A 17,781-nucleotide genomic window follows, 5' to 3' on the forward strand; every position below is an offset into this window, starting at 1 on the left:
TGTATCGATCTCCGTGTGAGGACTGTCAGGGGCTTGCCGGGGGCGGCGCGCTGCGCTCGATGATCACACCCACCGCGCGCGCGCCACGCACCGCACCGGGCTTGCTCAGCTTGAGCCGCAGCCACTCCACCTTGAATTCCTGCAGCACGATCTCGGCAATGCGCTCGGCCAGGGTTTCCACCAGGCCGAAGTCGGACTCGCGCACGAACTGTTCGATGCGCTTGCTTACCGCCTTGTAGTTGAGGGTGTCGGCAATGTCATCGCTGGCCGCCGGGCGACGGTTGTCAAAGCCCATTTCCAGGTCGAAGCGCAGGGTCTGGCGGATCCGCCGTTCCCAGTCATAGATGCCGATCAGGGCGTCGATTTCGAGCCCTTCGATGAATACTTTGTCCATAGCCATGCCACGTGGAAGATGCCGGACATGGTAACGGCGCGGGCCGGAACGTGCCGGGAACCGGGGCCTGCATCGGGGTGGCCGGGCCGGAAAAGACAGAGGGCCCCTTGCGGGGCCCTCTGCTTACCTCTTGTCCCCGGGCGGAGATGGGATTCCCATCCGCGAGTCCCGGTGGCGCGTGTGTTGAAAACTACGACCCAGACACGCCAGCGTCAAGCCTTGTCGGCTCGAAACGGGACCGGGCGCATGCTATGCGACTGACCAATTGAGTGGATCAATCGAATGGCCCAAAGGGTTAGCCAAAGCAACCGCACAATGGCCTGATTCCCGATGTTCAGCATCTTGCCAGGCTCGTAGCCTCCCTCATCATCGATGAGGGGGAATGCCGTCCGCATGCAGATCGAGGATGCCGTGAAATGTGCGCTGTCGGCCGACCGGTTGCGTACGTACGAGAATGCCGTGGCCGACCTCGATACCCGCAGTGCGCCACTCGAGCTGTACCTGTGGAACGCCCGTATCTCCGCCGCATTCCTGATCCCGCTGCACATCGGCGAAGTGGTCATCCGCAACGCCGTGGCAGACGCGCTCACCCGGATTCACGGTCCACGCTGGCCATGGGTGCAGGGCTTCGCCGACAGCCTGCCCAGTCCAACCAGCGGCTACAACCCGCGCCGCGAACTGCACCGCGCGGCCGCACGGTGCGCCACCAGCACGGCACAGGTCATTCCCGCGCTCAGCTTCGTCTTCTGGCAGAAGATGTTCACGCAGCGCTTCGACGTTCGGGTATGGTCGCGCTGCATGGACGCCGTACTCCCCGGCGCAGACCCCACCGCGCCCCGGCATGTCACCCGCGCCCACCTGCACAACGATCTGGAGCAGATCCGGCGCCTGCGCAACCGCATTGCGCACCATGAACCCATCTTCGCGCGTGCCCTGGACGAGGACTACGCCGCCATCCAGCGGGTTGTCGCGCTGCGTTGCACGCGCACCGCCGATTGGATGGCCGGGCACGAGGGAGTCACCCCGCTGCTGCACCGGCGCCCGCGCTGAGCACTCCCCGCCTTCACACCGCCGGCAGTGTCGCCATGTCCCAGCGCGGGGTGACCTGCACCTGCGGCGGGTTGTGCTGGCCGGCCTCCAGCCGCAATGCGCCGGCGAAGGCAATCATCGCGCCGTTGTCGGTGCACAGCGCCGGGCGCGGGAAGCAGGCGCGGCCGCCACGACGGGCGGCCATCTGCTGCAGTTTGGCGCGCAGGCGCTTGTTGGCACCCACGCCACCGGCCACCACGATCACATCGGTGCCGGCCGCCTCCAGCGCGCGTTCGCACTTGATGGCCAGCGTATCCACCACCGCATCTTCGAAGCCCCGGGCGATGTCGGCGCGGGTCTGCTCACTCTGGTCGCTGTCGCGCCAGGCCAGCAGCACCTGGGTCTTCAGGCCGGAGAAGCTGAAATCCAGCCCCGGCCGGTCGGTCATCGGGCGGGTGAACCGGTAGCGCCCCGGCGTGCCGCGCTCGGCCAGCGCCGCCAGTTGCGGGCCGCCCGGATAGGGCAGGCCCATCAGCTTGGCGGTTTTGTCGAAGGCCTCGCCGGCCGCATCGTCCAGGGTCTCCCCGAGCAGGCGGTACTGGCCGATCCGGTCCACCGCCACCAACTGGGTATGCCCACCGGACACCAGCAGCGCCACGAACGGGGCCTGCGGCGGGTCGTCTTCCATCAACGGGGCCAGCAGGTGGCCTTCCATATGGTGGACGCCCACCGCCGGCACCTCCAGCGCCCAGGCCAGCGACCGGGCCACCCCGGCCCCCACCAGCAACGCGCCGACCAGGCCGGGACCTGCCGTATAGGCCACCCCGTCGATGTCGGCCACGTCCATCCCGGCCTCGGCCAGGGTCTGGCGGATCAGCGGGAGCAGCTTGCGCACGTGGTCGCGGCTGGCCAGTTCAGGCACCACCCCGCCGTACTCGGCGTGAAGGGCGATCTGGCTGTAGACCGCATGGGCGCGCAGGGCGTCCGGGCCGGCCAGGGCGGTGTCGTACACCGCCACGCCGGTCTCATCGCAGGAAGATTCGATACCAAGGACTCGCATACCGGGTATTATGGACCGCTGAGGCCCCGGCAGCGTTACCGCCAGCCCACCCGATACCCCCCATGGCCAAGAAGTTCGCCGGGGAGGGTTGCAACTTCTTTTGTCGCCGCTATAATGTGCGGCTCTCACCGGGCGTGACCCGGTTCTACTGTGTCCCGGAGATTCCATGCCCAGCGTTAAAGTCCGCGAGAACGAGCCCTTCGAGTTTGCGCTCCGTCGCTTCAAGCGCACCTGCGAAAAGGCCGGCGTGCTGGCCGAAACCCGCAAGCGCGAGTTCTACGAAAAGCCGACCCAGGAGCGCAAGCGTAAAGCTGCTGCTGCTGTGAAGCGTCAGCTGCGTCGCTCCTCGCGCGACGTCACCAAGCGTCAGCGCCTGTACTGATCTACGCAACTTCGATGCGACAGACCCCGTGTCTGTCGTGGCGGAGCCGAAGCCGGAACGCGCGAGCGTTGCCGGCTTTTTGCGTTCCAGCCGTTTGCCGCCCTTCCCGCCCTTTTTGACCGATACGAGGTGTTCCATGAGCCTGAAACAGCAGCTCACCGATGACATGAAGGCCGCCATGAAGGCCGGCGAGAAGGACCGCCTGGGCGTGATCCGCCTGATGCTGGCCGACATCAAGCGCAAGGAAGTGGACGAGCGCATCGAACTGGACGACGCCGCCGTACTGGCCGTGCTGGAAAAGATGGTCAAGCAGCGCAAGGACTCGGTCAGCCAGTTCGAAGCGGCCAACCGTGAAGACCTGGCCGCCATCGAGCGGGCGGAAATCCTGGTCATCGACCACTACCTGCCCACCAAGCTGGGCGAGGCCGAGATCGTGGCCGCCATCCAGGCCGCCATCGCCGAAACCGGCGCCGCCAGCCCGGCCGACATCGGCAAGCTGATGGGCGCGCTCAAGCCCAAGCTCGCCGGCCAGGCCGACATGGGCCTGGTGTCCAAGCTGGTCAAGCAGCAGCTGGCCGGCTGATCAGTCCGGGTAGGCACCGACCGTTGGTCGGTGCTTTCCCCAACTGCACACCTGCACGCGCACCGCCGCGTGCACCGCTTCACCCCGCCTTTTACCCGGGCCTGCAAAAATCGCCGGCATGTCTTCGCTGCCGCCTCCCCCAGATTCCGCACCCGCACCCGCACCCGATCCGGCCCATCGCGGCGTGCCGCCCCGCCTGCACAAGTACATCGACCGGCTGCAGCGCAGCTTCCCGATGGCGGTGGGCAAGCGCTTCGTCGATATCGATGTGCTCACCCAGGCCGCCTCGGTCTCCTTCTACGCCCTGCTCTCGATGGCACCGCTGCTGGTGCTGCTGTTGTGGCTCACCGCCTCGCTTTACCCGCCCGCGCAGCAGGCGCTGATCACCCAGATCAACGACGTGGCCGGCGCCAGTGCCGCCACCGTGGCCGACACCGTGCTCAAGAACGCCGACAACCAGCCCGACGTGGGCTCGCTGGCCGGGGTGTGGAGCACCCTGCTGCTGTTCATCGGCGCCACGGCGGTGTTTGCCCAGCTGCAGAACGCGCTCAACCTGATCTTCAACACCAGCGGCGAACGCCTGGACGGCATCGTGGCGTGGCTGCGCAAGCGCGTGTTCTCCTTCGGCGTGGTGCTGGCGCTGGGCTTCCTGCTGATCCTGTCGATGACCGCCACCACCATGCTGCAGGTGGCTTTCGCGCAGTTGCCGTCGGTGCTGCCGGCGGTGGGCTACCTGACCAGCCTGGCGCTGTACACGGTGGGTTTCGCCTTCCTCTACCACTACCTGCCCGATCGCCGCGTGGCCTGGCGCCAGGCCTTCATCGGCGGGGCCATCACCTCGGCGCTGTTCGCGCTGGGCCGTTATGCCATCGGCCTGTACATCGCCACCGTCGCCCCCGGCAGCGCTTATGGCTCGATGGGCGCGCTGGTGATCTCGCTGGTGTGGATCTACTACGCCACGGTGGTGTTCTTCGTGGGCGCGCTGATGACGGCGGTGATCGACGAGCGCCTGCGCGCGCGCTTCCATCTGGCGGCGGCCGGCATCCCCGAGCCGAAACCGGGCGAAGCGACCGGCACCGGGTAGACTAGTCCGACCCCCGCTTCCGCGCGTGGCCGTCGCCGGCCATGCCCCTGCCTGCTGCCCATGGCCCGTATCCCCGACGCATTCATTGACGACCTGCTGGCCCGCTCGGACATCGTCGAGGTGGTGGGCAGTCGCGTGCCGTTGAAGCGCCAGGGCAAGGAGTACGCGGCGCGCTGCCCGTTCCACGACGAGCGCTCGGCCTCGTTCACGGTCTCGCCCACCAAGCAGTTCTATCACTGCTTCGGCTGTGGCGCGCATGGCACCGCGATCAGCTTCCTGATGAATTACGACCGCCTCGAGTTCCTCGACGCGGTCGACGAGCTGGCCAAGCGCGTGGGCATGGAAGTGCCACGCGACACCCAGCCGCGCACCGCCCAGCAGCAGGACGACAGCCGCGAGCTGTATTCGGCGCTGGATGCGACCACGCGCTTCTTCCAGAAGTCGCTGGAAGGCAGCGACAAGGCCCGCGCCTATCTCGACCAGCGCGGCGTGGACGAGGAAAACCGCGCCCGCTTCGCCATCGGCTACGCGCCGGACGGCTACAGCGCGCTCAAGGATGCGCTGGGCAAGGACGAGCGGCGCATGAAGCTGCTCGACCGCGCCGGCATGTTCTCCAAGAACGACCGCGGCCACGTCTACGACAAGTTCCGCGACCGGGTGATGTTCCCCATCTTCGACCGCCGTGGCCGCGTGATCGCCTACGGCGGGCGGATCATGGGCGCGCCGGCCGACGGCCGCGACCCCGGGCCCAAGTACCTCAACTCGCCCGAGACCGCGCTGTTCCACAAGGGCCGCGAGCTGTACGGCCTGTGGCAGGTGCGCCAGGCCAACCAGAAGATCGAGCGGCTGATCGTGGTCGAGGGCTACATGGACGTGGTCTCGCTGTTCCAGTTCGGGGTCACACAGGCGGTGGCCACGCTGGGCACGGCCACCACGCCGGACCACGCCGAGCTGCTGTTCCGCAATGCGCCGGACGTGTACTTCTGCTTCGACGGCGATGCCGCCGGCCGCCGCGCCGGCTGGCGTGCGCTGGAGTCGGTGCTGCCGCGCATGAAGGATGGCCGCCAGGCCTTCTTCCTGTTCCTGCCCGATGGCGAAGACCCGGACACCATCGTGCGCAAGGAAGGCCGCGAGGGCGTCGACGAGCGCCTGCGCCAGGCCACGCCGCTGTCGCAGTTCTTCTTCGATGAGCTCACCCGCGAGGTCAACATGGCCACGCTGGACGGCAAGGCGCGCCTGGCCGAGCGGGCCAAGCCGATGCTGGCGCAGATCCCCGATGGCGCCTTCGGCGACCTGATGAAGCAGCAGCTGACCACGTTGACCGGGCTGGGGGCCCGGCCCAACGCCTCCGCAGCGCCGTCGCGGCCACCGCCGCGCGCGGTGGCGCCCACCCAGCGACGCAGCCTGGTACGCGCGTCCATCGCGATCCTGCTGCAGCAGCCGTCACTGGCGATGACGCTGGAGGGGCACCACTTCAACGGCCTGCGCCTGCCCGGCATCGAACTGCTGCTGGAGCTGCTGGGCCTGGTGGAACAACGCCCGGATATCAGCACCGGCGCACTGCTGGAGCACTTCGAGGGCCGCGAGGAACAGGAGGCGTTGCACAAGCTGGCCGCGCAGACCCTGCCCGGCGACGAGGCGATGTGGACCCAGGAACTGCACGATGCGGTGGCCCAGCTGGAAAAACAGCTGTTGATGCAACGTCTGGACGAGCTTCAGGCAAAGCAGGGCCAGCAGGGTCTGGACGATACTGACAAGTACGAACTGCGCGAACTGCTCAAGGCGCGCAGCACCCTCCGCTTCTGACCAACGGAGTTGCCGTGGCCGCTTCCCGCGTGAATCCTGCCGCCTCGATCGCCCGCCACACCCGCGCCGGCCTCATCCTCGCCCTGCTGGCGCTGCCCGCCGCCGCGGCGGACCTGCCCTTCGCCCAACCGCGCCCGCAGCTCTACAGCGCCGGCCAGCCCAGCGCCGCGCAGTTGCAGCAGGCGGCCGCGGCCGGGGTCACCACCGTGATCGACCTGCGCCAACCCGACGAGGATCGCGGCTTCGACGAAACCCGCGTCGCCGAAGGCCTGGGCCTGCGCTACGTGCGCATCCCGGTGGCCGGTGCCGCCGGCCTGACCGAGGCCAACGCGCGCGCACTGCACACCGCGCTGGCGCAGAGCAGCGGCCCGGTGCTGGTGCATTGCGCCTCGGGCAACCGCGCCGGTGCGCTGCTGGCCGTGTTGCAGGCGCGCGACGGTGCACCGGTCGAGGCCGCCCTGCAGTTTGGCCGCGACGCCGGCATGACCTCGCTGGAAGCGCCCACCCGCGCACGGCTCGAACGGGCAGCGACGCGTTGATCCAGCGCGCGTTGCCGTTTCTCCCTTTCCCCCTCACAGGAGCATGCCGCGCATGACGCCCTGGTGGTCGCGCCTGCGACCGGACAATTTCACCCTCGCCCTGCTCTGCACCGTCCTGCTGGCCTCGTTGCTGCCGCTACACGGGGCCGCCGCGATGGTGCTGGACGATGTCACCGACGTGGCCATCGCCGCGCTGTTCTTCCTGCATGGCGCGCGCCTGCCGCGCCAGGCCATCGTGGCCGGCGTGTTGCACTGGCGCCTGCACCTGACCATCCTGGCCTGCACGTTCGTGCTGTTCCCGCTGCTGGGGCTGCTGTTCAAGCCACTCGATGGCTGGCTGCTCACGCCCGAGCTGTACATCGGCGTGCTGTTCCTGTGCGCGCTGCCATCCACCGTGCAGTCCTCGATCGCCTTCACCTCCATCGCGCGCGGCAACGTGCCCGCGGCGGTGTGCAGTGCCTCGCTGTCGAGCATCCTCGGCGTGTTCCTGACCCCTCTGCTGCTGGCCCTGCTGGCCGGCACCGCGGGCGGCATGCACAACCCCGGGCAGGCCATCATCAGCATCATGCTGCAGCTGCTGGTGCCGTTCGTGGCCGGTCACCTGCTGCGCCCGTGGATCGCCGGCTGGGTGGAGCGCCAGCGCGCACTGCTGCGTTACACCGACCAGGCCACCATCCTGCTGGTGGTGTATTCGGCATTCGGCGAAGCGGTCAGCGAAGGGTTGTGGAGCAAGACGCCGCTGGTGTCGCTGTTCACCGTGGCCGTTGTCGCCGCCGTGCTGCTGGGCATCGCGATGCCGTTGATCCGCTTCATCGCCCGCCGGCTGGGCTTCAACCGCGAGGACGAGATCACCATTCTGTTCTGCGGCTCCAAGAAGAGCCTGGCCACCGGCGTGCCCATCGCCAAGGTGCTGTTCGCCGGCGGCAGCCTGGGCGCAATCGTGCTGCCGATCATGATCTACCACCAGATCCAGCTGATCGTCTGCGCGATGATCGCCCAGCGGTATGCGCGGGATCCGGTCGAGCCGGCGCCAACCGTCCATCCTGACTGAACTACGCCCTGGGCGGGGACAGGGCGCCCAGGGTCTGATCCTAGCGGTCGGTCAGGGTCCCCACGCTCATCGCGGGCATCCAGATCCACAGATCGTACTGCCGCCCAAGGTCGGCATCTTCCACGGGTGCGCGTGGCGGGCGCGCCACCAGCGGCATCGCCCGGCAGGGTTGGACGCACGCCCAGAAGTGACCGCGCAATGCTTCCAGGCGCACGCTGTAGAGCGGCAGGTCCAACAGGTACGAGGCCATCGTCGTCTGCATCTGCGGGGACGCGTCGGACGACCGGGTACGCATGGCGTGCACGTTGCCGGTCAGCACCAGCATCCGCGCATCGGCGGGCAGCGCGTTGAACTGCTGGCGCAGGTGCGTGGCCATGGCCGCATCGCGCGCTTCACTGCCGGCGGATACGCCGGTTTCTTCGTCATAGCCGGCCACGCCCACGTCACGCCCCTGCGCGCGCAGCACGCGTACTGCCTCGATCAGCGCCAACATGTCGCGGCTGCGACGCCCGTCATGCTGATCATCCTTGACGCTCCAGAACGGCGAGGTGCGCAGCCTGTCGCGCGCGTGCGCATCGCCGTCCGAGCGCAGGTAGCGGGCCAGTGCCACGTTCTCGCTCATCGGCAGCTCCAGCGCCAGGCGCACCGTGGCCGTGTCGCGGCTGTAGCGCTCCATCAGGTCGGCCACCAGCCGCGGCGTTTCGGCAGTGCCGTGGTATTCGCCGAGCACGAGCAGGCGGTGGTCGCCGGCATGCCCCATGATCTGCGTGGCCGTGTCATCCGGCGCGGGAGAGGCCATCGCCACGCTGCACAGCAGTGCCATCGCCAGTACCGCGCTTGGCATCCATCGTTTCATGCCGTCACATCCTGTTCGGTCATGACAGCAATGGCGACGTTTGCGGGAGATTCAAGGCGATCGGCGGCCTGTGCCGCCACGCGCCTGCCCCTTACAATCAGGGCAGCATCCAATGGTCCACCATCAGGAAGGCGAACAACGCCATCAGGTAGACGATGGAGTAACCGAACATCTTCATCGAGAAGATCTCGTCCGGCGGATTGAGCATGCGCCAGGCGTACCAGACGAAGACCGCATTGAGCACGAGTGCACCGCCCAGGTAGAACATGCCGCTCATGCCGAACACGACCGGCAGCACGCTCACGATGGCCAGCACGACCGAGTACACCAGGATCGACTTGCGGGTGTACACCACGCCGTGGGTGACCGGCAGCATCGGGATCTCGGCCTTGGCGTAATCCTCGCGGCGGAAGATCGCCAACGCCCAGAAATGCGGCGGGGTCCAGATGAAGATGATCAGCACCAGCAGCGAGGCATAGGCCCAGTCCCAGGGGCCCTGCATGCCGGTGATCGCCGCCCAGCCGAGCATCGGCGGGGTGGCACCGGCCAGGCCGCCGATGACGATGTTCTGCGAGGTCGCGCGCTTGAGGTACACGGTGTAGATCACCGCATAGCCGATCAGCGAGGCGAAGGTGAGCACGGCGGTGATGAGGTTGACCCACACCACCAGGATCGTCATCGACAGCACGATCAGGGCGCCGGCGAACACCAGCACCTGCCACGGCTTGACCTTGCCCACCACCAGCGGCCGCCACGAGGTGCGCGCCATCTGCGCGTCGATGCGCGCGTCCAGCAACTGGTTGATCGCCGCGGCCGCCGAGGCGGCCAGCCAGATGCCGAGGAAGCCCAGCGCGCCGTCCAGCGCCTGCTGCGCGGTCGGCAGCCCGGGAATGGCCAGGAACATGCCGACCAGTGCGGTGAACACGATCAGGGCGACGACCTTGGGCTTGGTCAGGTCCCAGTACTGACGGTAACTGGCCATGCGATCAGCCCGCCTGCACGGCAGGGGATCCGGCAGCGCCGGCCTTGCCGTCCGCATCGGGGGCGCGCAGGCGCGCCAGCAGGGTGACCAGCACGAACAGCAGCGCCACCGCACCGCCGCTGTGGGCCACGGCCACTTCCAGCGGCACGGCCAGCTTCACGTTGAGCACGCCAAGCGTGATCTGCAGCACCACCAGCAGGCCCAGCGCACTGGCCCAGCCGCGCATGCTCGGCAGCTTGAACAGCCGCACCGACAGCCACAGCAGGTACACGGCCACCACGATCGCCATCATGCGGTGGGCCATCTGGATCGCGATCCGCGAGGCACCGTCGAGCACGCCACCTTCGTAGTCCACCCCGATGCCGCGCCACAGGGTGAAGCCTTCCTTGAAGTCATGCGGCGGCCACCATTGGCTGACGCAACGCGGGAAGTTGTCCAGCGACGCACTGCCACCGCCACAAGCCAGGGCGGCGTAGTTGGCGCTGACCCAGCCGCCGAGGGCGATCTGCAGCACCAGCACGGCCACGCCGGCGCGCAGCAGCCATTTCAGCTTCGGCGCCTCCACCAGGGTGATCGGCAGGTGCGTGGCGCGCCACGCCATCCACACCAGCAGCCCGAACATCAGCATGCCGCCCAGCAGGTGGCCCATCACCACGATCGGCTTGAGCAGCCAGGTCACCGTCCACATGCCCAGCAACGCCTGGAAGATCACCACCGCCAGGGTGAGCAGCGCGGCGCGGGCCAGGTCGATGTTGGTCCAGCGCAGCGCGGCCACCAGCAGGATCGCCTCGCCGATGATCGCCAGCACGCTGGCCGACACATGGTGACCCAGCATGTACAGCGGGATGCCGGTGGCCACCAGCACGCAGGCGGTCACCACCGCGGTCGTGCCCCAGCGCCGGCGGCGGGTGGCCAGCAGCGCCAGGGTGAGGATCTCGATGCCCAGCGCGCCGGCCAGGAAGCGGTGTACCTGCTCGCGCCATGCCTTGTGGGTTTCCAGCGGGCGGATCTTGGCCGCTTCGTGGCCCACCACCTCGGCGGCGTGCTGTGGCCAGGTCACGCGCCCGTAGCAGGTGGGCCAGTCCGGGCAGCTCAGCCCGGCATCGGACAGGCGCACGAACGAACCAAACATGATGGTGCTGGCCGTCATGATCAGCGCAAACCACGCCAAACGGTGGAAATTGCGGTGCAGCACCGGGCGTACGGACAGGCTCATCTAAACAGAACTCACTTCAGTTTCAGCAGCGTGGCCAGGTCTTTGCGCAGACCTGCCTTATCGAATCCAGGCGCATAGCGCATGATCACGAAACCATTGGGGTCGATCACATACACCGGCGTGCCGGCGGCGTCATCCACGGCGGGCAGTGCGGCGCGCAGGTCCGGTGCGGCGCGCAACGCGCGCAGGGCGGGCATGCCCTGGACCTCGGCCGGCGGCGTGCCCAGCCACAGGATCTGCACATTATCCGCGTTATGCCCGAACAGCTGCCACACCTTGCCCAATTCCTGCGACAAAGTGACGCACTCGGCAGCGCAGCCCGGGGCCGGCGCCACCAGGATGCGCCAGAGGCGGGCGTCCGGGTTCCAGGCATACGGCTGGCCGTCGAGCTGGGTCGGCGGCCGGGTGCGCAGATCCACCGGCGGCTGCAGCAACTGCCCGGTGTTGCGGTGGTCGGTGGGCTGCCAGCCGGAGAAACGCAGCACCCCGGCCAGGGCCATCGCACCGAAGAACAGGCCGAACAGCGCGATCAGGGTCCAGCGGCCGCGGGTGCGCGCGGGCAGCCGATCCGGGGAAGTGGCATTCATGGGCGGCATTTTCTCATGTTGGGCCGGTCAGCGCCGGGAATCGGCAGGCGGTTGGCGCCGTGGGCGGAATTGCAGGACCAGCGCGACCACCAGCACGGTCAACGCCAGCGCGAACCACTGCACCGCATAGCCAAGATGGCGGCTGGGCGGCAAGGTATTGGGCAGCAGGTCCAGGTCGCGGGCATAGCCACCGGGCAGTGCCGGGTCCAGCCGCAGCACGCGGTCGGGCAGGCTGCCGGCCGGCAGTGCCAGGGCACGGGCCACCTCGGCCGGTGGCAGGCGGTTGGCCAGCCAGATGCGCGGCTGGCCGGTCGCGGCCAGGGCCGGGCCCAGCGCGATGCCGCTGGCCGGCGGCGGCGCCAGCAACCCGGCCACATCCGCCGGCCCCTGCGGCGGGTGCAGCGGCGGCAAGCGCCGGTCCGGCGGCATCGGCTGCCAGCCGAGGTCGACCAGCACGCGTGCGCCGTCCCGGGTCTGGAACGGCTGGTACAGCTTGAAGCCGGCGCGACCGGCGCGGGTCTGGTTGTCCAGCAGCACGGTGCCGGGCAGGTAGCGCCCGTGGTCGTCCACCCAGCGCAGCCGGGGCGGTGCCGACAGCGCCTGGGCCAGGGTCAGCGCCTGCGCGCGCGCGGGCACCTGCTGGTCCAGCAGCGCCTGTTTTTCATGCATGCGCTGCAACTGCCAGCGCCCCAGCTGGCAGAACCCGACGATCACCAGCAGCGCAGCCACCCACCCGATCAGCCGTGTGTGCTTGCGCATCATGACAACGCCGACCAAACGCGGTGATATAGGCGTACCCGCCCCGCCATCGAGCCGCGCATGAATGATTCGTTGAAGACCCTGCTGGTAATCGCGTTTCTGATCGTCATCGTCTGGAATCTGGGCGCCGGCTTGTACTACCTGCTGGTGGATCGCGGCCAGACCAAGCGGACCGTCAATGCGCTCACCCGCCGCATCGCGGTGTCGGTGGCGCTGATCGCGCTGGTGGCCATCGGCATCTACACCGGCTGGATCAAGCCCCACGGGATCGGCGGTTGACGCCACGCGCGGTTGCGCGCGGCGCGGCAGGGTGTCGCGCCTGCGCTAGAGCACGTAGACGAACAGGAACAGCATCAGCCACACCACGTCCACGAAGTGCCAGTACCACGCCGCCGCTTCGAAGCCGAAGTGGTTGTCGCGGGTGAAGTGGCCCTTGGCCGAGCGCGCCCACATCACCCCGAGCATGATCGTGCCCAGCAGCACGTGCGCGCCATGGAACCCGGTCAGCATGAAGAACGTCGAGCCGTAGATGCCCGAGCCCAAGGTGAGGTTGAGTTCCTTGTAGGCGTGGATGTATTCCTCGGCCTGCAAAGTCAGGAAGAACACGCCGAGCGCCACGGTCAGGCCCAGCCACACCAGCAGCTGGCGGCGGTGGCCGGCCTTGAGCGCGTGGTGGGCGATGGTGAGGGTGACGCCGGAGGTGAGCAGGATCAGCGTGTTGATCAGCGGCAGGCCCCAGGCCGGGATGGTCTGGAAGTGACCGCCGATGCTGCCCGGGCCGTTGGTCGGCCAGGCGGCCGAGTACCCGTCCCAGAGCAGCTCGTTGGTCATGACCCCGTCACCCTCGCCGCCCAGCCATGGCAGGCCCAGGTTGCGGGTGTAGAACAACGCGCCGAAGAAGGCGCCGAAGAACATCACCTCGGAGAAGATGAACCAGACCATCCCCATCCGGAACGAGCCGTCCACCTGGCGGTTGTAGTGGCCGGCCTGCGATTCGCGCACCACGTCGCTGAACCACCAGAACAGGGTCAGCACCAGCATCGCGATGCCGGCATAGAACGTCCACTTGCCCCATCCGGCATCGTTGAGCCAACTGGCCACGCCGACCATGGTGACCATCATCGCGATGGAGCCGATGAACGGCCAGCGGCTGTGCGTGGGCACGAAGTACACGTTGGCATCGGGGCTTTGCTGGGCCATGGTCTTGGGATCCGGTGCGTATCTAGGGAGCGGCGCGCACGCCGGTCGGGGCCGCCGCGGCGGTGGCCGGCAACTGCGCCGACAGCGCGTCGTTCTTGTAGAAGGTGTAGGACAGGGTGATGGTCTTGATGTTGGCCGGCAGGTCCGGATCGACGATGAAGCGCACCGGCATGTCGCGCTTCTCCCCGGCCTGCAGCGTCTGGGCGGTGAAGCAGAAGCACTCGGTCTTGCTGAAGTAGCCCGATGCCTTGGCCGGCGCCACCGATGGCACCGCGCTGCCGACCAGCGCGTGGTCGCTGTCGTTGCGCGCGTAGTACAGCGCTTCGTTGAGCTCGCCGGGCACCACGTCCATGGTCAGCTGCTCGGGATGGAATGCCCAGGGCAACTTGGAGTTCACCCCGCCGTCGAACTCGACGCGCACGGTGCGCCTGGCGGTCGGCGCGGCCGCAGCATCGGCCGCCCCCGGCCCGCGCTCCAGGCGCACGCCGAACACCTTCTCGCAGGCGATCCGGTACAGCGGCACCAGCGAGAAGGTCAGCACGAACACCGCCAGCGCCACCCCGATCAGGCGGGGCAGGCCCGCCGTGCGTGCGGGCGTGGCCGGGCGGTCGGCGCTCATCGCCCGATCACCCCGGTCAGGATGAAGCCGACGTACACCGCCAGCGCCAGCAGCCCCAGTTTCCAGGCCGTGCGCTGGGCGCGGCGGCGCTGCTCGGCCGCCTGGCTGTCTGCGTCGTTGTAGTGCCCGGCGTTGAGCGATCGCGCCAACCCATCATCGGCGCTGCGGCGGTCATGCACGGTGGGGCGATCAGTGTGCATGCCGGGCCTCAATGGGTGACATCGTCGTGGGCCAGGTCACCCGGGCGGATCACCGGCGGGGTGGTGAAGGTATGCGCCGGCGCCGGCGACGGCACCGTCCACTCCAGCCCGCGTGCACCTTCCCACGCGCGGTCGGCGGCCTTCTCGCCGTTGCGCAGCGAGGCCAGCAGGATCGCCGCCATCATGAACGGGGTGACGAACATGCCGAACGCACCGATCGAGCTGATCAGGTTCCAGTCGGCGAAGGCCACGCTGTAATCGGGAATGCGCCGCGGCATACCGGCCAGGCCCAGGAAGTGCTGCGGGAAGAACAGCAGGTTGACGAACACGATGGACCACCAGAAGTGGACCTTGGCCCATCGCTCGCTGTACATGCGCCCGGTCCACTTGGGCCACCAGTAGTAGACCGCGGCGATCAGCGCGAACACCGCGCCGGTCACCAGCACGTAGTGGAAGTGCGCCACCACGAAGTAGGTGTCGTGGTATTGGAAGTCGGCGACCACGATGGCCAGCATCAGGCCGGAGAAACCACCGATGGTGAACAGGATCACGAAGGCGACCGCCCACAGCATCGGCGCCTCGAAGGTGAGCGACCCGCGCCACATGGTGCTGACCCAGTTGAACACCTTCACCCCGGTGGGGATGGAGATCAGCATGGTGGCGAACATGAAGTAGATTTCGCCCCCCAGCGGCATGCCCACGGTGAACATGTGGTGGGCCCAGACGATGAAGGACAGGAAGGCGATCGCGGCCACCGCGTAGACCATGGCCTGGTAGCCGAACAGCGGCTTGCGGCTGAAGGTGGGGATGATCTCGCTGACCACGCCGAAGGCCGGCAGGATCATGATGTACACCTCCGGGTGCCCGAAGAACCAGAAGATGTGCTGGAACATCACCGGGTCGCCGCCGCCGGCCGCATTGAAGAAGCTGGTGCCGAAGAACTTGTCGGTGAGCAGCATCGTCACCGCACCGGCCAGCACCGGCATCACCGCGATCAGCAGGAAGGCGGTGATCAGCCAGGACCAGCAGAAGATCGGCATCTTCAGCAGGTCGATGCCCGGCGCGCGCATGTTGAGCACGGTGGCGATGATGTTGATCGCGCCCATGATGGAACTGATGCCGGCCACGTGGATGGCGAACACGCTGAAGGCCACGTTGTAGCCGCCCTGCAGCGACAGCGGCGGGTACAGCGTCCAGCCGCCGGCCGGTGCGCCGCCCGGCAGGACCAGGGTGACCAGCAGCAGGCTGAAGGCCACCGGCAGCAGCCAGAACGACCAGTTGTTCATGCGCGGCAGGGCCATGTCCGGCGCGCCGATCTGCAGCGGGATCATCCAGTTGGCCAGGCCGACGAAGGCCGGCATCACCCCGCCGAAGATCATCACCAGCGCGTGCACGGTGGTCATCTGGTTGAAGAACTCGGGCTTGACGAACTGCAGGCCCGGTTGCATCAGCTCGGCGCGGATGACCACGCTCATCGCCGCCCCGATGAGGAACATGATGAAGCTGAAAAGCAGGTAGAGCGTGCCGATGTCCTTGTGGTTGGTCGAGAACAACCAACGCTCCACGAAGCTCTGCTGATGCCCGTGGTGCCCATCGTGGTCAACTGCGGAATGCGCCATCGCAACTACACCTCACTGGATCCGGTGGTACCCCCGCCTGCCGGATGGCAGGCGTGGCTCGATTTCAGGCGTTGCCCTGTGCCGGTGCCGGCGCCGCCGCTGCGGGGGCGGCCGGCGCGGTGGCCGGTGCTCCCTCGGCCGGTGCCGGTGCCGGTGTCGGGGCGGGTGCTGCCGGCGCGGTCGGTGCAGGTGCAGGGGCCGGCTTGCGCGAGGCCAGCCACTTCTGGAAGTCCTCCTTGGACACCGCTTCGACCACGATCGGCATGAAGCCATGGTCCTTGCCGCACAGCTCGGCACACTGCCCGCGGTAGACGCCCGGCGTTTCGATGTTGGTCCAGGCTTCGTTGATGAAGCCGGGAATCGCATCCTGCTTCCAGCCCAGCGCGGGCACCCACCAGGCGTGGATCACATCGTCGGAGGTGATCACGAAGCGGACCTTGGTATCCACCGGCAGCACCAGCCGGTTGTCCACTTCCAGCAGGTAATGCGGGTGCGAGGCCAGCGTGGGCACCTTGCCGCTCTGCCGCACCCGGTCCGACTCGCGGTCCAGGCGGCTGGTGAAGCTGACCTCTTCGCCCAGGTATTCGTACTTCCACATCCACTGGTACCCGGTGACCTTGACGGTCATTTCCGAGTCGCGGGTGTCGTAGAACTTGATCAGGTTGGCCGTGGCCGGCCAGGCCATCACCACCAGGATGATCACCGGGATGACCGTCCAGATGACCTCGGCCTTGGTGTTGTGGCTGAAGGTGGCGGCGACCGCGCCCTTGGATTTGCGGAACTTGAACATGGCGTAGAACATCGCGCCGAACACCAGCACGCCGATGATCGTGCACACCCACAGCGAGAACATGTTCGATTCCCACGCCAACCGCGCGCTCTGGGTCACGCCCTTGCCCATGTTCAGCTGCCATGGCTTGGGGTCGGCCGCCTGGGCCCACGCCAGTGCGGGCGCCAGCAGCGCGGCCCCGCTCATTGCCATCTGTCCCAACGTCCTGCCCCACGTGATGCGTTGCTTCATTGCCTAGACCCTTAGCGTCGTCGGTTGCAGCCATCGCTGGCCACGAGCAAGCCTTCTGGTTTTCCGGGCCGATGGATGGCCCCGAGCGGTCCTTCTCATCGCCGGTGCGGCGCAGTGCCCATTCAGGGCGCGGCGCGGGCCGGCAATGACCCGGTGGCGGGGCGGACCTCGCGCGCCGGGACCTTCAACACAGCAAACAACAGGACGAACAGCGGGGCATGGAACGCGCCAGTGGGGGACGCATTTTCCTGCTGCGGGAAACGTCTCGATGGTAGCCCTGCACTCGCGCGAGTAGCAAGGGTCCATTCACAATTTCAGGAATGGTGCAACACAGCATGGGCTTCGGCGGCACTTTTGACGAAACCAGCATAGTTTTCAACACCCCACTCCATCCCGCTGAATCCCTTTGTATGAAAGGCTATGGCCGCGATGGGCCGGCCTGTCGAAAGTGCTTCACCGCCCGAAAAAACGATTAAAATGGTCAAGTTCTCCACGAGCCGACCGGCATGACCGCACCCTCTGCACCGATTCCCGCCCCGGCCCCGTCCGGCGCGCCCCGTCCGCCGCTGCTGTCGCCCGAGCTGCCGACGTCTCCCCCCGCCTTCCGCCAGGCCATCACCGATGCCTGGATGAAGGACGAGGCCAGCCACGTGCGCGAACTGCTCACGCAGGCGCGGCTGCCGGCCGACCAGCAGGCGCAGGTGCAGGCCACCGCCGCCGACCTGGTGGCCCGGGTGCGCGTGCGTGCCAAGGACCAGGGCGCGATCGAAGCCTTCATGCGCCAGTACGACCTG

General features: G+C 67.7%; 22 protein-coding genes. 9 read left to right on the plus strand and 13 right to left on the minus strand.

All coding sequences use genetic code 11. The annotated features are described in order from the left end of the window. Positions 1 to 25 precede the first annotated feature (25 nt). The gene (folB, locus tag RSA25_RS08225) at positions 26 to 394 is read right to left on the minus strand and encodes a dihydroneopterin aldolase (protein ID WP_332808406.1); all 369 of its coding nucleotides are present in this window, start codon (positions 392 to 394) and stop codon (positions 26 to 28) included. A 393-nt stretch (positions 395 to 787) separates the two neighbouring features. On the opposite strand from folB, the gene RSA25_RS08230 reads away from it, so the two are divergent. After that, positions 788 to 1,444: a hypothetical protein gene (locus RSA25_RS08230; protein ID WP_332808407.1), complete on the plus strand. Its 657-nt coding sequence runs from the start codon at positions 788 to 790 to the stop codon at positions 1,442 to 1,444. A 13-nt stretch (positions 1,445 to 1,457) separates the two neighbouring features. Here the strand turns inward: RSA25_RS08230 and tsaD are convergent, their stop codons facing one another. Next, positions 1,458 to 2,483 (minus strand): tRNA (adenosine(37)-N6)-threonylcarbamoyltransferase complex transferase subunit TsaD, encoded by a 1,026-nt coding sequence (gene tsaD, locus RSA25_RS08235; protein WP_332808408.1) that lies wholly within the window; start codon positions 2,481 to 2,483, stop codon positions 1,458 to 1,460. A 166-nt stretch (positions 2,484 to 2,649) separates the two neighbouring features. Between tsaD and rpsU the strand changes: the two genes are divergently transcribed. From rpsU to RSA25_RS08265, 6 genes are all read left to right on the plus strand, one after another. Further along, positions 2,650 to 2,865 (plus strand): 30S ribosomal protein S21, encoded by a 216-nt coding sequence (gene rpsU, locus RSA25_RS08240; protein ID WP_002808376.1) that lies wholly within the window; start codon positions 2,650 to 2,652, stop codon positions 2,863 to 2,865. A gap of 136 nt (positions 2,866 to 3,001) precedes the next feature. Next, positions 3,002 to 3,448, plus strand: coding sequence for a GatB/YqeY domain-containing protein (locus RSA25_RS08245; protein ID WP_332808409.1), 447 nt, complete (start codon positions 3,002 to 3,004; stop codon positions 3,446 to 3,448). Between the two features lie 235 nt (positions 3,449 to 3,683). Next, on the plus strand, positions 3,684 to 4,532 hold the full coding sequence (locus RSA25_RS08250; protein ID WP_332808424.1) for a YihY/virulence factor BrkB family protein: 849 nt from the start codon (positions 3,684 to 3,686) through the stop codon (positions 4,530 to 4,532). A gap of 60 nt (positions 4,533 to 4,592) precedes the next feature. Further along, positions 4,593 to 6,338, plus strand: coding sequence for a DNA primase (gene dnaG, locus RSA25_RS08255; protein ID WP_332808410.1), 1,746 nt, complete (start codon positions 4,593 to 4,595; stop codon positions 6,336 to 6,338). 83 nt (positions 6,339 to 6,421) lie between these two features. Then, positions 6,422 to 6,877 (plus strand): sulfur transferase domain-containing protein, encoded by a 456-nt coding sequence (locus RSA25_RS08260; RefSeq protein ID WP_332808425.1) that lies wholly within the window; start codon positions 6,422 to 6,424, stop codon positions 6,875 to 6,877. Positions 6,878 to 6,929: 52 nt separating this feature from the next. Then, a complete protein-coding gene (locus RSA25_RS08265; protein WP_332808411.1) occupies positions 6,930 to 7,928 on the plus strand; it encodes a bile acid:sodium symporter family protein in 999 nt (332 codons plus the stop codon). A gap of 40 nt (positions 7,929 to 7,968) precedes the next feature. On the opposite strand, the gene RSA25_RS08270 is transcribed toward RSA25_RS08265, so the two are convergent. The 5 genes from RSA25_RS08270 to RSA25_RS08290 form a co-directional block, all read right to left on the minus strand. Continuing rightward, positions 7,969 to 8,784 carry a calcium-binding protein gene (locus RSA25_RS08270; protein ID WP_332808412.1) on the minus strand — a complete coding sequence of 272 codons (816 nt, stop codon included), beginning with the start codon at positions 8,782 to 8,784 and terminating at the stop codon, positions 7,969 to 7,971. 97 nt (positions 8,785 to 8,881) lie between these two features. Further along, complete coding sequence (gene cyoE, locus RSA25_RS08275) at positions 8,882 to 9,766, minus strand: heme o synthase (RefSeq protein WP_332808413.1); 885 nt, start codon at positions 9,764 to 9,766, stop codon at positions 8,882 to 8,884. A gap of 4 nt (positions 9,767 to 9,770) precedes the next feature. Further along, positions 9,771 to 10,982 carry a COX15/CtaA family protein gene (locus RSA25_RS08280; RefSeq protein ID WP_332808414.1) on the minus strand — a complete coding sequence of 404 codons (1,212 nt, stop codon included), beginning with the start codon at positions 10,980 to 10,982 and terminating at the stop codon, positions 9,771 to 9,773. A gap of 11 nt (positions 10,983 to 10,993) precedes the next feature. Further along, positions 10,994 to 11,569, minus strand: coding sequence for a hypothetical protein (locus RSA25_RS08285; RefSeq protein ID WP_332808415.1), 576 nt, complete (start codon positions 11,567 to 11,569; stop codon positions 10,994 to 10,996). A gap of 27 nt (positions 11,570 to 11,596) precedes the next feature. Further along, positions 11,597 to 12,331 (minus strand): SURF1 family protein, encoded by a 735-nt coding sequence (locus RSA25_RS08290; RefSeq protein ID WP_332808416.1) that lies wholly within the window; start codon positions 12,329 to 12,331, stop codon positions 11,597 to 11,599. 57 nt (positions 12,332 to 12,388) lie between these two features. Between RSA25_RS08290 and RSA25_RS08295 the strand changes: the two genes are divergently transcribed. Then, on the plus strand, positions 12,389 to 12,607 hold the full coding sequence (locus RSA25_RS08295) for a twin transmembrane helix small protein (protein ID WP_070208839.1): 219 nt from the start codon (positions 12,389 to 12,391) through the stop codon (positions 12,605 to 12,607). 45 nt (positions 12,608 to 12,652) lie between these two features. Here RSA25_RS08295 and RSA25_RS08300 read toward each other — a convergent pair whose 3' ends face one another. The 6 genes from RSA25_RS08300 to RSA25_RS08325 form a co-directional block, all read right to left on the minus strand. Continuing rightward, positions 12,653 to 13,528, minus strand: coding sequence for a cytochrome c oxidase subunit 3 (locus tag RSA25_RS08300; RefSeq protein ID WP_332808417.1), 876 nt, complete (start codon positions 13,526 to 13,528; stop codon positions 12,653 to 12,655). Positions 13,529 to 13,550: 22 nt separating this feature from the next. Then, positions 13,551 to 14,147, minus strand: coding sequence for a cytochrome c oxidase assembly protein (locus RSA25_RS08305; RefSeq protein ID WP_332808418.1), 597 nt, complete (start codon positions 14,145 to 14,147; stop codon positions 13,551 to 13,553). Next, positions 14,144 to 14,347 (minus strand): hypothetical protein, encoded by a 204-nt coding sequence (locus RSA25_RS08310; protein ID WP_332808419.1) that lies wholly within the window; start codon positions 14,345 to 14,347, stop codon positions 14,144 to 14,146. Before RSA25_RS08310 ends, RSA25_RS08305 begins: the two co-directional genes overlap by 4 nt. An 8-nt stretch (positions 14,348 to 14,355) precedes the next feature. Further along, the gene (ctaD, locus tag RSA25_RS08315; protein WP_332808420.1) at positions 14,356 to 15,966 is read right to left on the minus strand and encodes a cytochrome c oxidase subunit I; all 1,611 of its coding nucleotides are present in this window, start codon (positions 15,964 to 15,966) and stop codon (positions 14,356 to 14,358) included. 64 nt (positions 15,967 to 16,030) lie between these two features. Beyond that, positions 16,031 to 16,948 carry a cytochrome c oxidase subunit II gene (gene coxB / locus RSA25_RS08320; RefSeq protein ID WP_332808421.1) on the minus strand — a complete coding sequence of 306 codons (918 nt, stop codon included), beginning with the start codon at positions 16,946 to 16,948 and terminating at the stop codon, positions 16,031 to 16,033. Positions 16,949 to 17,301: 353 nt separating this feature from the next. After that, on the minus strand, positions 17,302 to 17,481 hold the full coding sequence (locus RSA25_RS08325) for a hypothetical protein (RefSeq protein ID WP_332808422.1): 180 nt from the start codon (positions 17,479 to 17,481) through the stop codon (positions 17,302 to 17,304). A gap of 12 nt (positions 17,482 to 17,493) precedes the next feature. On the opposite strand from RSA25_RS08325, the gene RSA25_RS08330 reads away from it, so the two are divergent. Continuing rightward, positions 17,494 to 17,781, plus strand: a 288-nt coding sequence (locus RSA25_RS08330) for a hypothetical protein (RefSeq protein ID WP_332808423.1), incomplete at its 3' end; no start/stop codon positions are given.

This window comes from Stenotrophomonas sp. (genome assembly GCF_036662295.1).
Classification (GTDB): Bacteria; Pseudomonadota; Gammaproteobacteria; order Xanthomonadales; family Xanthomonadaceae; genus Stenotrophomonas.

What these genes read in the sequence shown, in the direction of transcription:
- RSA25_RS08310 (WP_332808419.1), bottom strand. Translation starts at nt 14,347, where the DNA reads ATGCACACTGATCGCCCCACCGTGCATGACCGCCGCAGCGCCGATGAT.
- RSA25_RS08245 (WP_332808409.1), top strand. Translation starts at nt 3,002, where the DNA reads ATGAGCCTGAAACAGCAGCTCACCGATGACATGAAGGCCGCCATGAAG.
- dnaG (WP_332808410.1), top strand. Translation starts at nt 4,593, where the DNA reads ATGGCCCGTATCCCCGACGCATTCATTGACGACCTGCTGGCCCGCTCG.
- RSA25_RS08300 (WP_332808417.1), bottom strand. Translation starts at nt 13,528, where the DNA reads ATGGCCCAGCAAAGCCCCGATGCCAACGTGTACTTCGTGCCCACGCAC.
- folB (WP_332808406.1), bottom strand. Translation starts at nt 394, where the DNA reads ATGGACAAAGTATTCATCGAAGGGCTCGAAATCGACGCCCTGATCGGC.
- RSA25_RS08295 (WP_070208839.1), top strand. Translation starts at nt 12,389, where the DNA reads ATGAATGATTCGTTGAAGACCCTGCTGGTAATCGCGTTTCTGATCGTC.
- RSA25_RS08230 (WP_332808407.1), top strand. Translation starts at nt 788, where the DNA reads ATGCAGATCGAGGATGCCGTGAAATGTGCGCTGTCGGCCGACCGGTTG.
- cyoE (WP_332808413.1), bottom strand. Translation starts at nt 9,766, where the DNA reads ATGGCCAGTTACCGTCAGTACTGGGACCTGACCAAGCCCAAGGTCGTC.
- tsaD (WP_332808408.1), bottom strand. Translation starts at nt 2,483, where the DNA reads ATGCGAGTCCTTGGTATCGAATCTTCCTGCGATGAGACCGGCGTGGCG.
- RSA25_RS08290 (WP_332808416.1), bottom strand. Translation starts at nt 12,331, where the DNA reads ATGATGCGCAAGCACACACGGCTGATCGGGTGGGTGGCTGCGCTGCTG.
- RSA25_RS08285 (WP_332808415.1), bottom strand. Translation starts at nt 11,569, where the DNA reads ATGAATGCCACTTCCCCGGATCGGCTGCCCGCGCGCACCCGCGGCCGC.
- RSA25_RS08270 (WP_332808412.1), bottom strand. Translation starts at nt 8,784, where the DNA reads ATGAAACGATGGATGCCAAGCGCGGTACTGGCGATGGCACTGCTGTGC.
- RSA25_RS08265 (WP_332808411.1), top strand. Translation starts at nt 6,930, where the DNA reads ATGACGCCCTGGTGGTCGCGCCTGCGACCGGACAATTTCACCCTCGCC.
- RSA25_RS08280 (WP_332808414.1), bottom strand. Translation starts at nt 10,982, where the DNA reads ATGAGCCTGTCCGTACGCCCGGTGCTGCACCGCAATTTCCACCGTTTG.
- coxB (WP_332808421.1), bottom strand. Translation starts at nt 16,948, where the DNA reads ATGGCAATGAGCGGGGCCGCGCTGCTGGCGCCCGCACTGGCGTGGGCC.
- rpsU (WP_002808376.1), top strand. Translation starts at nt 2,650, where the DNA reads ATGCCCAGCGTTAAAGTCCGCGAGAACGAGCCCTTCGAGTTTGCGCTC.
- RSA25_RS08305 (WP_332808418.1), bottom strand. Translation starts at nt 14,147, where the DNA reads ATGAGCGCCGACCGCCCGGCCACGCCCGCACGCACGGCGGGCCTGCCC.
- ctaD (WP_332808420.1), bottom strand. Translation starts at nt 15,966, where the DNA reads ATGGCGCATTCCGCAGTTGACCACGATGGGCACCACGGGCATCAGCAG.
- RSA25_RS08250 (WP_332808424.1), top strand. Translation starts at nt 3,684, where the DNA reads ATGGCGGTGGGCAAGCGCTTCGTCGATATCGATGTGCTCACCCAGGCC.